The sequence below is a fragment of the Bifidobacterium primatium genome, assembly GCF_002802875.1.
GTDB classification, from domain to species: domain Bacteria; phylum Actinomycetota; class Actinomycetes; order Actinomycetales; family Bifidobacteriaceae; genus Galliscardovia; species Galliscardovia primatium.
In genome coordinates, this window is record NZ_PEBI01000002.1 from 495,606 (window position 1) to 511,728 (window position 16,123).

The 16,123-nt window shown below is 63.3% G+C and carries 9 protein-coding genes; 6 read left to right on the forward strand and 3 right to left on the reverse strand.

Features of this window, described 5'->3' with window-relative positions; genetic code table 11:
* Positions 1 to 44: 44 nt before the first annotated feature.
* Complete coding sequence (locus tag CS006_RS05830) at positions 45 to 332, reverse strand: helix-turn-helix domain-containing protein (protein ID WP_243386778.1); 288 nt, start codon at positions 330 to 332, stop codon at positions 45 to 47.
* On the reverse strand, positions 329 to 688 hold the full coding sequence (locus CS006_RS05835) for a type II toxin-antitoxin system RelE/ParE family toxin (RefSeq protein ID WP_100510921.1): 360 nt from the start codon (positions 686 to 688) through the stop codon (positions 329 to 331). The genes CS006_RS05830 and CS006_RS05835 overlap by 4 nt, the downstream gene beginning before the upstream one ends.
* 188 nt (positions 689 to 876) lie before the next feature.
* Between CS006_RS05835 and CS006_RS05840 the strand changes: the two genes are divergently transcribed.
* From CS006_RS05840 to CS006_RS10685, 3 genes are all read left to right on the forward strand, one after another.
* A complete protein-coding gene (locus CS006_RS05840) occupies positions 877 to 2,094 on the forward strand; it encodes a zinc ribbon domain-containing protein (protein ID WP_165777268.1) in 1,218 nt (405 codons plus the stop codon).
* Between the two features lie 19 nt (positions 2,095 to 2,113).
* On the forward strand, positions 2,114 to 3,133 hold the full coding sequence (locus CS006_RS05845; RefSeq protein WP_100510837.1) for a serine hydrolase: 1,020 nt from the start codon (positions 2,114 to 2,116) through the stop codon (positions 3,131 to 3,133).
* 611 nt (positions 3,134 to 3,744) lie between these two features.
* Positions 3,745 to 3,996 carry a hypothetical protein gene (locus CS006_RS10685; protein WP_133119538.1) on the forward strand — a complete coding sequence of 84 codons (252 nt, stop codon included), beginning with the start codon at positions 3,745 to 3,747 and terminating at the stop codon, positions 3,994 to 3,996.
* Between the two features lie 553 nt (positions 3,997 to 4,549).
* On the opposite strand, the gene CS006_RS10855 is transcribed toward CS006_RS10685, so the two are convergent.
* Positions 4,550 to 5,596, reverse strand: coding sequence for an Ltp family lipoprotein (locus tag CS006_RS10855; protein WP_207760009.1), 1,047 nt, complete (start codon positions 5,594 to 5,596; stop codon positions 4,550 to 4,552).
* Positions 5,597 to 5,741: 145 nt separating this feature from the next.
* Between CS006_RS10855 and CS006_RS05855 the strand changes: the two genes are divergently transcribed.
* The 3 genes from CS006_RS05855 to CS006_RS05865 all read left to right on the forward strand — a co-directional run bounded on the left by CS006_RS05855 (position 5,742) and on the right by CS006_RS05865 (position 16,115).
* Complete coding sequence (locus CS006_RS05855; RefSeq protein WP_100510839.1) at positions 5,742 to 10,421, forward strand: PD-(D/E)XK nuclease family protein; 4,680 nt, start codon at positions 5,742 to 5,744, stop codon at positions 10,419 to 10,421.
* Positions 10,418 to 14,629 (forward strand): UvrD-helicase domain-containing protein, encoded by a 4,212-nt coding sequence (locus CS006_RS05860; RefSeq protein ID WP_100510840.1) that lies wholly within the window; start codon positions 10,418 to 10,420, stop codon positions 14,627 to 14,629. The genes CS006_RS05855 and CS006_RS05860 overlap by 4 nt, the downstream gene beginning before the upstream one ends.
* Positions 14,630 to 14,768: 139 nt before the next feature.
* Positions 14,769 to 16,115 (forward strand): MFS transporter, encoded by a 1,347-nt coding sequence (locus CS006_RS05865; RefSeq protein WP_100510841.1) that lies wholly within the window; start codon positions 14,769 to 14,771, stop codon positions 16,113 to 16,115.
* Positions 16,116 to 16,123 lie beyond the last annotated feature (8 nt).

Here is a 16,123-nt window from a genome sequence, read left to right on the forward strand (position 1 = left end):
GCTGTGCTCGGTGCATTTAGCTTGCGGTTGCATTTATGGTTTCGTCAGCTGAAGGCGATTGTGAGTTTCTTGCCCATTGCCTGGGCAAGAGCCTCCAGGGTACGGAAAGACGGGCTGATTCGCCCGTTTTCAATACGATTGATGGTCGTGCGGGAAATATGGCTCTTTTCGGCCAGCTCGTCCTGCGTCAGGCCGGCGTTCTCTCGCGCCTGCATAAGTGCGACGGCGGCGTCAAGGCGTCGGGTCTCCTCGTCGATTTCCTTGGCGGCCTCCGATTCCAGTCGTACATGTGCAAGATGGTTGTTAAAACTGCGGGTCGGCATGGTGGTCATCCTTTCGGTTCTTTGTCATAAAGGTCTTTGATGGCGTGGGCTCGTTCGATTTCCGATTTCGGGGTCTTTTGGGTTTTCTTGGTGAACCCATGGGTTATGAGATAGCTGGTTCCCTGAATTCGGAAATAACAGGCGCGTTGAATATTGCTGGAAAATTTCGATCGGATCTCCCATATTTCGTCGTCAAGCTTTTTGACCCATTGCATCTTCAGAGCGATGGGAATTCCATATTCCTGCACCCGATCGATGATGGCGTCGAGTTTATGAGCGTCTTTTGTCGGCAGCGTTGCATACCAGTCCTCAAAGGGGCAGTCGCCATCGGGGGACTCGTATATTTCAAATGACAGACAGCTCATACATCTGGATTGTATCATATATGCTACAAACCCAGTCTGGGCATATGCTTTATTTGCATATTGGCGGTTGAGTATTGGAATGTTAGCGGTTCGGGACAGTCTATTGGGTAGTCTGATGAATGGTTGATTCTCCTTATGGAGAACTGATACGACGTGAAATCGTTATGAGGATAAAGAAGAGGACGACGATGAAATTCTGCACGAACTGCGGCGAGCAACTCGACGAGGAGGCCAGTTTCTGCACGAACTGCGGCCAGCCGGTCGACGACACCGAACCGGGCGACGCCCTTGCCGGTGACCCGGCGCTGGGGGAGACCATCATCCGCGGCAGCGACGACCCGCAGTCACTGCCGGCCATCGACATGCCCGAAGAGGCGCCCGCGCAGGCGGCGCCGACCGTCAGCATGACGCCGGTCGCGCCGCAGCCCCGACAGACCGTGCCCGCAGCCGGTTCCGTCGCTCCCCAGTCCCAGCCTCAGCCCGGTCAGCCGGCCGCGCCGGGAGCTGACGGCGGCAACGGTCCGAAGAAGAAAAACCTGCCGCTGATCATCATCGCCGCCGTCATCGTCGCGGCGCTGCTCATCTGCGGCGGCATCGTCTACGCCTACAACGCGGGCGCATTCTCCAACGACGGCGACCAGGGCAACGAGCCGACGGCCACCGCCACCGTCACCAAGACCGCGACGCCCACGCCGACGAAATCCTCGTCCAGCCCGACGCCGAGCCAGACCGCCACCACCAAGGCCGCCCCCGCTCTGGATTCCGCCAAGCTCGACGCCATCGTCAACAAGTACTCCGCCTCGAACTCGGCCGTCGCCGTCGTACCGGTCAACGGCGCGCAGGCCTACTACTCGCAGCAGGCGAACAGCAAGTACGTGGCCTCCGGCCTCTATCTGCCGGTGTATCTCGAAGCGCACGGCACCGGCAACTCCACGGCCGCCAGCTACGCCGACGCCATGATGAAGACCATGAGCAACGAATACGGCAACAGCGCCATCAGCGCCATGGGCGGCCGTTCGTCGCTCAACAGCTGGCTGTCCAGCCAGGGCTACACCAACACCGACTTCGAGCGCGACTTCGGCGACGTCTCCGCCTCGTCGGCCGGCTATGAGAACTACACCTCCGCCGCCGACGCCGCCAAGATGCTCGTCGCCACCGAACAGGCCGGCGGCACCGGCCTCATGGCATACAGCCTCGCCTCCGAGGGCGTCTCGGCGCCGGCCGGCACATCCATCAACGGCCACCGCGGACAGGGCATCAAGAACGCCTACAACTTCTTCATCGTCATGAAGTCGTCGAAGGGCGCCGTCGGCGTGGCCGTGATGACCCAGAACCAGGGCCGCAGCGTCGCCGTGCAGATGGCCAACGACATCCTCGCCGAAGTCAACGCCGAACTGCTCAAGTAGTCGGAGCGAAAACACGAATATGGCAGTGAATGGTTCCGATACGCCGCAGCACAGCGGCGGGCACGGCGCCCACGCCGGCTCGCCGCGCCGCGGCGGACTGGCGGCGATCGTCATCGTCGTTGTCGTCATGGCCCTGCTGGCCTGCGTCGCCGTGATCTCGGTGCGAAGGCATAACGCGGTCACGAATGCGTCGTCGGCATCCTCGTCGGTCGCATCGTCATCGAAGTCATCTGCGGCGTCCGCGGGCGCCACGAAGAAGGCCGTTCCCACCGTCGACCCCGGCGAGGCGGCCAAGCGGTCGAAGCAGAACCAGCTTGACTCGCTCAATACGAAACTGACCTCGCAGATCGCCGGCTATCCCGGCACCTGGTCGGTGTATGTGGAGGACCTGAAAACCGGCGCCTCGACCTCCATCGACAATCATGTGCAGCCGTCCGCATCGGTCATCAAACTGTACGTGATGCTCGCCGTCTACACGAGAATCGACGAGGGCAGGATGCAGGAGGACATGGCCACCAACGATCTGCTCACGCAGATGATCACCGTCAGCTCGAACCAGGCCACCAACACGCTGGTCAACCTGCTCGGCAACGGCGATACCAACGCCGGACTCGACGTGGTCAATCAGGTGGCGAAGGCCAACGGCTTCAACGAAACGCGGATGAAGGACCTGCTCTACGATTCCGGCACCCACGATTCCAGCCTCAAACAGACGTCCGTATCCGACTCCGGCAAGTTCATGGCCAAGGTGTATCGCGGCCAGCTGGTCTCGAAGCAGACGAGCGAGAAGATGCTGAACCTGCTGCTGCAACAGCAGCGTCGCGCGAAGATTCCCGCCGGCCTGCCGCAGGGCACGAAGGTCGCCAACAAGACCGGCGAGATCATCGGCACCGAGAACGATTCCGCGATCGTGTACGGCACGGCCGACGATCACAGCGGCGACTACGTGCTCACCGTGATGACCCAGAACGTGGAGAACGGCACCGCCCAGACGCAGATCGCCGCCATCTCCACCACCGTCTGGGACACGCTGCACTAGTTCGCGTGACAGGCGGCGTCCGACGGGTTGCATGACCCCATGGTTCTGGACGCGGGCGCATAATCGCCATATTTACCTTGTGGTCCATCGAATCAATCGGGATTCGAAGGACCACAACGCATTTCAACGCCATATGCAACGCAGTCCATCAATTTCTGCCGTGATTTGATGGACTGCGTTGCTTTTCGCTGTGAATGCGGCGCAATCCATCGCGTTTCAAGCGAAGGCAATTCAAGAACCGCGTGATTCCAACGTTCTTGAAAACGCGCTTTCTGATTTTCGATGGACTACGCCGCAAATTCCTTAAAATGCGCCGCACTCCATCGTTGTTATGGTATTTAAGAGGCCTTGATGTGACTGTCGTTTGGGCGGGGTGATTGCCGTCACTGAGCATTACTGTCCCCCGTAGGTAAAACGTCGCGGTTTACATGGCCTGATTTAGGAATCGCTGGTTTCAGCGGGGCCGACTTCTGGAATAGAGGCATAGATGTTTTTATGGAGTGGAACCACGGTCCGTCATATCGATTTGCCCCCCCCCTATTGGTACGTTTGACATGTTCGGTACTTCGCGTAGTTGCGAAGTATATGTAAGACCGTAAGGAGAGGGGCCTGTGGGTTCGGTTATTGTGGTGTTGCTTTACGTCCTGATTGCAGCTCTGGGCATTTGTATTAGCTATTTTGTTCTGAAAAATGCGATTAAAAATGGCATCAACGAGTCGTTGCTGTTCTCGGAAAGACAACGTTATGAGGATGCTCGTGCAAAAGATCCGTCCTTGCCTCCGTGGGAGGAAAGCAATCAAAGGATTCAATCCAACGGAAGTTCCGCTTTTCGGACATCTCTGGTGCCGGATGCCGGACAGTGAGATTGGTGGCGCATTATGAAGGGGATTTCTCTTAAATATCGATGGGCTCTCTTATCAAGGAAAACGAGGGTCCTTGCAATCTCTGCAGTGGCGTCAGTGCTTGCGATAATTGTGGTCGTCGCACTTGCTGTCTCTTTTATTCTGAACCGAGGTGCTTCTGTTCAGCAGATAGCAGATGATTGCGAAATCAGTGTGAATCATGAAGGTGATATTGATTTCGCATATTCGGTATGGGACTCGGATTTGAAAAACAAAAAGGGGCAATGCATATTGGAGCACTATCCGAATGGAGGACCCGACGCTGATCAGGACACCGGTAAGGTCACTCAGGGGAAAACGACATATGAGTGGACGATTACCAGTAATGGTTATGTCCATCTAGTGGTATCCGAGAATTAATGAATAGTGGCCGTCGTGTTCCGGCTGGGCGTGACGACCACTATTGGTAGCGAGACAAAGAGTAATTACGGTAACTGCAAAGAAGATTTTGTTCCGACGGCTGCAATCGTCAAGTTGCAAAACTCTGCAAAGTCATATGTCTGAGTCAGGAATCTCACTGTGGAAGATGTGCTACTGCGTAATCGGCTTCCGACTGAGTGAACTGCTCGCCATATGGGGAAGTAAGCTGGCTGCGAATTTCCTCTCGAGAGAGTGACATCTGCTTTTGGTAGTTTTCCGCTGTTTTGAGGGCGTTCTTATTCCAATCGGCCTTGACGTGGTCGATGGCGTATTGTGCGGCATCATTATCGAATTTGCCGCCGTATTCGCTGGTGAGCTGTTGGTAGATACCGGCTTTTGACATATACATATTGTCCGAATACTGCTGTGCCTGGGTCAGTGCATTCTGATATTCGTATGGTGGTTCCCCGGTAAGTTTGAGCTGTGTGCGCTGTCCCTGATAGTCGATGGTGAAGGTGGTCTCCTTTTGATAGGTGACTTTACCGGGATTCACGACCGTCCATCCGCTGACGGTCTCATCGGTTCCGTCGTCGTATTGAACTTTTACTTCGATTCCGGTGTTTTGGCTGTTGATTTCGGTTCCGTTGATTAGAGGGCCTAGGTAGGTGGCGGTAATGCCGGTTGCCGTCCTCTCGTGAGTTGGTGTGTCGGTGACCGTGGGCGTCTCACTGTATAGAGGGGAGGATTCTTGGCTGCTTGATGCGGATTCCGTATCGTCTCCGCCGCTTACGGCTCCGTACACAATGGAGAGAATGCCGAAGACCATAACGGTGATAATGACGATAGGTACGATGTATTTTTTCGCGTTGGATAATGATGCGTTGGCATTGGATGTCTGCTTCGCGGGAATGATTGACGGTTCTACTTCGTTGACAAAACGTTGTATATCGCCGCTCTGCTCATGTCGGAACAAGATGCAGTGGGGGTCGGAAACTGCTTCTTCAATATTTGTCGGAATCTTCTGCCCGGCGACCTTGATGATGAGCGCGCCATCGTGGTCTGGTCGAGAAGGAATGATTTCGGCGTTCTGAACAGTGCCGATAGATACTTTTGACACTGCGGAACCGCGGAGAATGGTGAACTCTCTACCATCGAAAATGATCGATGCATTATTGCCTTGCGCGGCGATTGGTCGTGACATGCTTCTTTCCTCTTTCTTCCAAGATGCCTACTGTCGACTCAACTATGAGGCGACACGATGCACCTGGCCTCAATGATATCGAAATGCATGGTTCTTGTTTAAGCTCTTCGACGGTTATTGTCATACGAACGGTATCGTGGTGGGTATGACGATGGAATGCACCAGGGATGAGGCGCTGCAACTGGCGAAGCGCCTGTATATCGGCATGCTCGGGCGTCCGGCCGACGGCATCGGGGCCGATGGAGGCGGGACGCCCTCCGACGATGGACAGCGAACGTTCCGCGATGACGACGCCGCACAGATCACCAATACGCTGCTGGTCGCCGGCGCACCGCGCAGCGGCAAGACCGATTTCGCATTCGTCGCATTGCTGGCCGCGCTGGACGAATACGGCGATGATGCCGCGGTGATGACCGTTTCGGGACGAGTCGCCGCCGACGATCTGGGCAACAAGGTGATCGAGCACATCGGCGCGACCTCGCAGGCACGACCCGTCACCACCCTGTCCGCGCTCGCGTTCCGCATGATTTCGGCGGCCCGTTCGCATGCCGACGAATCCGCGCCGCGACTGCTCAACGGCGCCGAACAGGATTCGCTGCTGCGTTCCGTGCTCGCCGTGCATGTGGCGCATGTGCAGGCCGGCGACCAATGCGCCACATGCCGGCTGCTCGGCGCATACTTCGCCGAATCGCACTGGGCCGGCCTCGTCGCCGCGGACGCCGATACAAGGCCGGCATCGGACAGGCAGTCAATGCCGTCAATATCGAGGTCAATATCGAGCGGACAATCGTCGATGAACGGGAAGACGACGCCGAACGGACGAGCACTGGCGGACGGACAGACTGACGGCCCGCAGCGCACCGACACGACCGACGCCCTGCTGATTCGCGGCATCAGCGATGCGTTCGTCAATCAGCTGCGCGACATGCTGGCCCGCATGAACGAACTCGGCGTGACCCCCGACAGGGAGGACGCCATCATCGAGACCCTCGCCGACGAACAGGGCGAGGCCGGCGTGGCCGGCGAACGCCTCGCCGCGCAATGGCGTCTCGCCTTCGCGCTGCGTCGCGAATACCAGGCCGCTGTTCTGGACGCCTACCCTGACGAATACCGTCTCGACGCCTCGCAACTGCTCGCCGCCGGAGCAAGGGCGGCTGCCGACACCGATGCTGCGGACCTGCCGCGTGCCGTCATCGTCGACGACGCACAGGACATGACCCTCGCCGCCATGGCGTTCCTGCAAACGCTGGAACGACGCGGCTGCAAGCTCGTGCTCGTCGGCAACCCCGACGAAGCCGTGCAGGGATTCCGCGGCTCGTATCCGGAATTCCTGTTCCTCCGCGCGGTACAACCGGCCCCGCACGCCATGGCTGCCGGCGATGACGATGCCGCCGGCACCATCGACGACCGTAATCTCGGCCGACTCGGCGCGCTCGCCGTCACACTGCGGAACCAAGCCGAAGACAGGCAAGTCTATGATGTCGGCGAATCCCCGCATATGCGGGGAAACATCGCAGTCAACGGGCATGACGATGCCGTGCGTCAAACCGACGCAACGACCATCCCCGCCGCACCCTCGTATCTCGACCTGGTGGCCTCGCGCATATCATTGGGCATTCTCTCCGTGGAGGCGAATCCGCGGCCCGTCGCACGCCGACTCGGCAAGACGCCGCAGTATCGCGGCGCGATGCCGGTCGTCGCAAGCGACGAGACCCGGGAGCTTTCGAAAGACGGCACCATCCATGGCTCGTTGTACCGCAGCGCCGGCGAGGAACTCGACGACGTCGTATGGCATGTGAAACGCGCCCACATGGTCGAAGGCCGTTCGTGGAACGACATGGCGGTCATCGCCCACGACAACGCCACCGTACGTGTGTTCGGCGAACGGCTGCGGCGCGAAGGCGTGCCCGTGCGATACTCCACGGTCACGCGTCCCCTCAAGGAGGAGCCGTTCGTGCAGGGCCTGTTCTCCATGATCGAACTGGCGCGACTGCGCAACGAAGGTCTCGCCGGCCGGATGGTCGCCGGCGGGATGTCCGGTCCGCGCGTGCTGGCGGCGCTGGTACGCTCCCGCATGCGCACGCTGCTCACCAGTCCATTGATCGCCGTGCAGCGGGGGAACGGCAGCCGGCCGATGCGCGTGGACGCCATAGCCTCGGCCCTGCGCTCGCTGGAATCGCTGTCGCGCGTTGTCGGCCCTGCGACCGACGCTCCCGCATCCGCTGCCGCCACTTCTGCGGCCGACGATAAGGCATCCGACGATATGGCATCCGACGGGAACGCTGCGCTGCTTTCCATGATGACGCAGTGGCGTGCGCTGTCCGACGCATTATCGTCGGCGCGTTCCGATGAGCGGAACGACACCGGCATCGTGGTCGATGACTCCGTGTTCAACGACGACACTCCAACCGACGCCATGCAGTTCAACGCCGACGCCATGCTGTTGCTGCTTGCGCAGGGTGGCGTCGGCGCGGACCAGGTACTGCGGTCGGTGCATGCCGTGCTCGGCGGCCGCGGCGGCCACACCGATCCGGAGGCCGCGGCATTCGCCCGCGCATGGGGGATGATAGGCGAACTGGCCGAATCCATGCGCACGATGCCGGTGAGAGAGTCGCAATACGTGCTGTGGCAGGCGTGGCAGACCAGCGCAGTGGCCGAACGCTGGCAGCGCGAGGCATTGGAGAACACCGAAAACGGCCGTGCCGCCAACGACAGGCTCGACGCAGCCATGAGGCTCTTCCAATTCAGCGAATCGTCCGGCGCCAAGCGGGACATCATGGCGTTCATCGACCAGGTGCGCAATCTGGAGATCGAGGCCGACTCCCTGGCGCATGTCGGACCGGTCGAGCAGGCGGTGACCCTGACCACGCCGGCCGGAGCCATCGGCCGGCATTGGAGGCTGGTCTGGCTGCCGGCCATCCAACAGGGCGTCTGGCCGAATCTCGCCGCGCGAAACACCATGTTCGGCACCGAGGACCTCGCCGACGTCATGCTGCACGGACGCATCGGCACCATCGGCGGAGGCGACATCGCCTCCGGCCGTTCGGAGCGTCTGGCCTCCGTGCTGTATACGGAGAAGAAGAGCCTGCTCGTCGCGCTGACCCGCGCGGACGGGCGAGCATACGTCAGCGCGGTCGCGGACGATGACCATACGCCGTCGGATTTCCTCTACGGATTCATGCCGGAACGGTTCCGCCGCACCGAAGAGCCCGAATACGTCGAGGTCGGCCAAGAGGGCGCGTTCTCCGGGCTTGAATTCAGTGCGCGCGGCATCGTCGCCGCGGCGCGCGCGACGCTGGCCCGATACTATCGGAACGCCGAAGCCGACGGTTTTGATGCCGCCGACAGTACCGATGCCGCAGATGCCGCACGCACGCTGGCCTATCTCGCCGAACACGGCGAGAGCGAGGCCGATCCCGCGCACTGGCCGTTCCTGCACACGGCGTCGCAGGGCGTTCCGTCCGAGAACGATTACATATCGGATGATGCCGCGACGAACGATGCGGACGCCGCGTCCGTCGGCTCCCCGAACGCCGCCGTATTCGCCATGGAGTCCCTGCCGACCGGCGTGCCGGCGAAGGAGCGGGAACGGTTCTCCGACGACGACGGGAAGACCACCGTGGTCACGCTGTCGCCGTCCGCCGTGGACGGCATCTGGAACTGCCCCGTCTGCTGGCTTATGGACAACCGGTTCGCCGGCCCCCGCCCCTCCGGCGTGGCCTCCGGATTCGGCACCATCATCCACGCGGTCGCCGAACGGGCCAGCGCCGAACATCTCGACCTGCCCGAACAATGGGACGGCATGATGCGCGACGACGCGGTGCAACGCATAACCGACCGCATGGTCGAGATCTACCAGGAGCTGCGCGTCGACCCCGACGACGCCGCAAGCGTGGCCGAACGCTACGCCGCCCTGCGCAAGGACCGTTCCGCCACCGGACTGCTGCGTCATATCGCCGAATACTTCGTCGACAGCAACGACTCCGTCTATGCGGCGACGAAGAAGACCGCCATACCGGTCGGCACGCTTGTGGCCGCCGAATGCGAGAAACCGTTCGTCGCCCGGTTCGGACTCGACGACATCGTCCGCGCATACAACGCCGTCCCCGACCGCGAGCCGGTCGATGCCGACGAACTCTACGCCATCATGGGCGCACTCGTCGGCGAATGGCCGCAGGGCATGCGGCCGGACATCGGCATCCGCATCTCCGGCCGCATGGACCGTATGGAAGTACGTCGGACCGAGGATGGCCACAGGCAGATTCGCCTCATCGACTACAAGACCGGCCGCACCCGAACCGCCAAGCAGGGGTTCAGCGACCTGCAGCTCGTGTGCTATCAGCTCGGCCTGCTGTTCGACGAACAGGCGCGACGGGGCGGCGGCACGGGATCCGGCGTCGCGGACGTGGACATCGCCCAATCCGGGCTGTTCTTTGTGGCGGACAATGCCTCGCCGTCGAATTTCTACGGTCCGGAGGGCTGCCATCAGCCCGCGCTGTTCCGCGACGGCCATCTCAATGCCGACGGATTCCTGCCGCGCAATCGCGTCGGCATGCTGTCCCGATTGTTCGACGACCCCGAACTGCCGGCCATGCGGCCCGACGACGTCGGCGAGGCCGCATGGAGGCGTCTGCTCGGCGAGCGCGGCACGCAGACGCTGTGGGCGCTGACCATGATTGCCCGCGTGTTCTATGCCGCCGGAGCCGTCGAATCGCAGCGGCTGGTGGCGCATCCCGATCCCGCGCACGTCGACGGCTGCTGGCATAAGGACAGCTGCCCGGCCTGCGCCGACGACATCACATCCGTACTGGAGGTCCGCTCATGACGACGTTCACCGACACCGCGGAACAGGCCGCGGTCATCAACGCGCCCGCGCGCGACAATGTGCTGGTGGTGGCCGGCGCCGGCTCCGGCAAGACCTATACCATGACCCGGCGCATCATTTCATTGATCGAACGGGGTGTGCCGGCCGAACGCATACTCGGTCTGACGTTCACCCGCAAGGCGGCGTCCGAACTGCTGTCGCGAGTGTCGGCCGCCGTATTGTCGGCGTCGTCCGACGGAGACGCCGACGGGAACGTCGATGCTGCGGCCGCCGTCGATCCCGACCGTGCGTTCCTGAAGCCCGACATCTTCACCTACGACGCGTTCTTCCAATCCATCGTGCGTCAATACGGCCTGCTTGTCGGCATGGACCAGAACACGCAGCCGTTGAGCGACGCCGGCGCGTTCCAGCTGGCCGGCGACGTGGTCGGCCGGCACATGACGCTGCTGTTCGCTGACGGCAACGACGATGATGCCGGTGCCGACGGGGATTCCGCGCCGACGCCGGACGACGGCGAGTCCGACCTCGGCGCCTTCTCCACGCTGACCGGCCAGCTGATGGCGTTGTCCCACGCGATATCCGATGCGATGATCGGCGGCGACGTCATGACGTTCCACGACGCCGTGGAACGTGTACGCCGATGGGATGCCGCGTTCATCGAACGGCTGACGGCGGCCATGGGCGACGAGACCGTCGCGACGACGGAGCCGAAGTTCAGCAAGCCGCCGAAACGCCTGAAGAAGGACACGGACGACTCTTATGCGGAGAAACTTGCGGCGTTCGAGGCGAAGCGGCGCGAGGAGATTCATCGTCATGCGGTCTTCTCCTGCGGCAGGCTGCTGTCGTCGACGCGGCGTCGTGAACTGCTGCTCACGCTCGCCGAGGAGTTCCACGAGGCGAAGCGTCGCGCCAACATGGCCGAGTTCAGCGACTTCACCATCGCCGCGTTCCAGCTGGTGCGACGGTTCCCGTCGATCGGCGAGGAATACCGTCGTCGATACTCGCATGTGTTCCTGGACGAGTACCAGGACACCTCCACCACGCAGGCCACGCTGCTGGCCGCGTTGTTCCACGTGGAACCTGGCGAGGCCCGGAATCGTGGGGCTTCGGCGCATACCGCGGTCAACGCCGTGGGCGATCCGTTCCAGTCCATCTATGCGTGGCGAGGAGCCAGTCCCGGCGCCTTCCGCATGTTCCAGCATGATTTCGGCATGGACGCGCATGATCGTCCGTATGCGTTGTCGCAGACCCGACGCAATTCGCGCATCGTGCTCGAGGCCGCCAACGACCTGACCATACCGCTGCGCCGGATTCCACGACGTCCCGGCAGCTCGCTGATGCGCGAGGTGGACGTCGCCGCGCTGAATCCCATGGAGCAGGCGCCACAGGGTACGCTCGGTGTGCAGGGGTACACGAACCTCGGTCAGGAGATCGACGCCGTGGTGCGGTTCGCCAGGAAGGCCATCGCGTTGTACGGCGTCGACGCCGAAACCGGCGAGCGCCGTGGCGGCACGCATGTGGCGGTGCTGTTCCGGTCCAAGACCGCGCTGCCCGCATATCGCGACGCCTTGGAGGACGCCGGCCTCACCTGCGAGGTCGTGGGATATTCGGCGTTGCTGGAGCGTCCGGAGGTGCGCGATCTGCTGGCGTTGCTGCATGCGGTCGCCGATCACACCGACACCGGTGCGCTCATGCGGCTCATGGCCACGCCGCGTTTCGGCCTCAGCGCCGACGATCTGAAGGCCGTCGCGGCCATGGCCGACCAGCGGAATCTGGAGTACCGGTATCGTGCGCTCGTCGAGGCCGGTCTGGCGTCGGGCGATGAGCCTCGCCGCGAGTGGGGCGGCATCGTCGCCGCCCACCGTGACGTCGTGCCCAACGGCGTATTCCTGGCCGACGTGCTGATGGGCGAGCATGTGGAGCGCATGCTGCGGTCTGCTGTGGATTCCGCGGTATCGGGGGCGCAGCCCGGACGGTCGATATCCGATGGGGGAGTGCGGCTGCTGGCCGGGGTCTCCCATATGCTGCGGGCCGTGGAGGCGGCGGCGCATCGCCCTCTCGTCGACGTCATCCGCGTGGCCGTCGAGGCGTTGGGGCTCGACATCGACTGCGTGGTCGCGCAATCCATGGCCGACGCGTCCGACCGGCGAACGCCCACCGATGCGCGTGTCTCCATCGACGCCGTCATCGACCTGGCCAACACGTATCTGCAGGAGCTGCCCGACGGCACGTCGCCGTCGCTGCGAGGCTTCGTCTCCTGGGTCGACGCGCTGGGCTCGGTGCCCGAGGCCTCGCAGGGCGTCAGCTCGGGCAAGGCCGACGTCACGCTGATGACCATCCACCAGTCGAAGGGTCTCGAATGGGACGCCGTCGCCGTGGTCGGGCTGAAGAAGCGCGGATTCCCCAGCTCGCAGGGCGATCACCTGAGCGTCAAACCCGACGACGAGCATATCGGGGGAGTGAGGGACGGTGTCTGGGAGCCGCCGGAATACCGCGAGACCGCACGCACATGGCTGGTGAACCCGACCGCCGTCCCGGTGCCGATCCGTGTGGATTCCGGCATCCTGCCGCGCTTCCCCCACGACGCCGACGTGGAATCCGATCCGGTCGCGGGGCTTGACGGTCTGGCCACGGCGGAGGCCATCGCCGCCGAGGCGTTCGTCGCCGATGGCGAGGCGATCGCTTCGGCGGCGGCAGCCGGATCGGCGGATGCCGCGCCGTCCGATGCCGAAGGACGCTTCCTCAGCCAGGAGGAGGAGTACGGCCGGCGTCTCCATGCCGATGAACGTCGTCTGATGTATGTGGCATTGACCCGCGCCCGGTACGATGCCATGCTCACGTTCAGTGCCGACGGCGACACGTCGCCGCTGCCGGCCGACGACGCCAAGCCGCTGGACGTCGAACGTGCCGCATCGAACTTCTGGATGGAGGTGCACGAGGCGTTCGCCGCACACGGTCAGGCCGTCCACAAGCCCATGAACGTCGGTTCCGCGGCCGAGGGCGGGACGTCGGTTCCGTCGGCGCTGACGCAGTCCGTCGCCGGACTGTTCGTCGGCGAGCGCGCACAGGAGTATGAGAACGTCGTCGTCGGCGGTGCATGGCTCGACCCCCGCGACGGCATCGACGGCGAGCCGGAGCATCCCTGGCCTCGTCCGCTGGAATCCACGGTGGCCGATGCGATGCGCCGCAGCGCGCAGGCCGTCCGGCGGCGTATGGCCGACGATGGCCACGGCGGCCGGTCCGCGGCCGAGGGGCCTGACGGCGTCGTGTCCGGCTCCACGGATGGTCCGACGCTGTTCGATTACGCCAGAAGACTGGCGGAGGCCGGACTGCTGTCGTCGTCCGCAGGCGCCGGCGAAGACGATGCGTCGGCCCGTCCGGACGACGTCGCCGCGCTGCGCGCCAAAGGCGAGCGCATCCTGATGGCCGGACGTCAGAACGTCACGGCCATCCAGACGCGTGCCTCCGCGCTGGACGACGGCGGTTCGGAGACCGAGCGCCGGCTGTGGGCCGGCATCGTCCGGCCGATTCCGCGCGTCGCCTCGCCGAGTGCGCAGGCCGGCACGGTATTCCATGACTGGGCGGCGCGCTTCATCTGCCCGAACGGCGGCGACGCCATGACGGCATCCGGCGACATGGCCGTCGGATCGCGCGCGGCCATGGTGGACGATCTTCGACGCCGGGAACGCGGGCTTGTGCAAGATGCGGCATCCGACGACGGGACGCCCGCCGGGCCTGACGGCGGCGTTACGGCCCCGTCCGTCGACAAGCGGCTGCTGACATGGCAGCGCCGCCTCGCCGATTCGCGATGGGCCGCCCGCCGTGCGGTCTGGGCGGAACGCTCCATCGTCGTCGCCGTGAAGGACGGCTCAGGCACGACGCGGATCGTCGACGGCAAGCTCGACGCCGTGTTCCGCGGAGGCCTCGACCCCGACGATCCGGGCAAGCGTTTCACGGTCGTCGACTGGAAGACCGGACGCAAGCCGCACGACACGCAGGACATCAACGGCAAACTTGCCCAGCTCGACCTGTATCGGCTACTGTTGTCGCGAATCGAAGGGGTACCGTTGGCAAGCATCGACGCCACGCTGTACTACCTGAGCGTTGACGACGAAGCGGAACGCGAACTGCATGCCCTGCCCAGAAGCGAGGCCGAGATCATCAGTGAGCTTGACGGCGGTTTGCCCCCGCAGTCGGATAACGATTAACGCGAGCGGAAGCCAGGCCGCCCGCCGCGGCCACGGAACGACGTGGGCGTGGCGGAATCCCTGCCCATCGGATTGGACGCGGGGCGGCTGGTTCGATGGCGCCCCACCCGTATTATCGAGTCCGAGGAAACGATACCGAATGTCGAATTCGCATCCGAACGCATCGCGCCAGACCATCCGCCGAACACCGGGCAGACGTCGCGAATCCCCATACAGGACCATCTTCCGAACACCCGGAGCCAAGGCCTTCTCCGCTGCGGCCGCCGTGGCGCGACTGCCCATCTCGATGATGGGCCTGGGCATCGTGCTGGCCCTCAACCACATCTACGACAACTGGACCACGGCGGGCGTGATGAGCGCCGTCTACGTGCTGTCCGCCGCCGTGGTCACGCCGTTCTACGCGCGTCTGTTCGACCGGTTCGGCCAGCGCAGGGTCGGTCGCGTGGCACTGGTGCTGCAGGTCGTCGCCATGCTGTCGTTCGCGCTCGGCGCCCTGCTTCGCATACCCATCCCCGCGTTGTTCGTGCTGGCGGTGCTCATGGGCATCACCCAGTTCGCATTCGGTGCGCTCGTACGAACCCGCTGGGCATGGGCGCTGCGCGGGGAAAGGGACGATACGCTGCTCAACGCCGCCTACGCGTTCGAATCCGCCGTCGACGAGACGGTCTTCGTGCTTGGACCGATCCTCGCCGCGTTCCTCGCCACCTCCGTGCATCCCGTCTCTCAGCTGGTCATGCCGGCGCTGTGCGCGCTCGGAGGCGGCATGGTGTTCTTCTCGCTGAAATCCACGCAGCCGCCGGTGATCGCCACCGTCGCAGACGTCGCATCCGACGGATCCGGCAGCGTGGTCGGCGGAGACGGCAACGTGCGTGAAGGCGCCGGCACCCGTAGGATACGTGCACGCGGCCATGTACGCAGTGCGCTGGTCTATCCGGGCATCGCCCTGCTGGTCGTCGTGTTCGTGGCGTTCAACATGAGCTTCTCCGCATTCGACGTGTCGGTAACGGCCATCACCAAATCCATGGGAATCGAGAAGATCGTCGGCCTGCAGCTCGCCCTGTTCGCCGTCGGATCGCTCGTCGGCGCACTCGTGTTCGGCTCGCTCAAGCTCAAAGGCTCCCACTGGAGCCACATGGTCGTGTTGCTCGCCGCGCTCTCCGTATGGTACGTGGGCTTCCGCATGAGCGCCGACAGCCTCGTCGTGCTCGGCATCCTCGAGGTGTTCGCCGGCCTGTTCGTGGCGCCCACGTTCGCCACCGGCAACCTCATCGTCAAGGACATCGTGCCCGACGAATCGCTCACGGAGGGACTCTCCTGGCTCGCCACCGGCAACTCGGTCGGCGTCTCGCTCGGCTCATCGGTCGCCGGCATCGTGCTCGACGCCTACGGAACCCACGCCGGCATGTGGATTCCGTTCGCCGCCACCGCCTGCTCCGTCCCCCTCGCCGCCCTCGCCTGGCTCCTCGCCCGTCGTCGCCGCCGGTGACGCGGAGC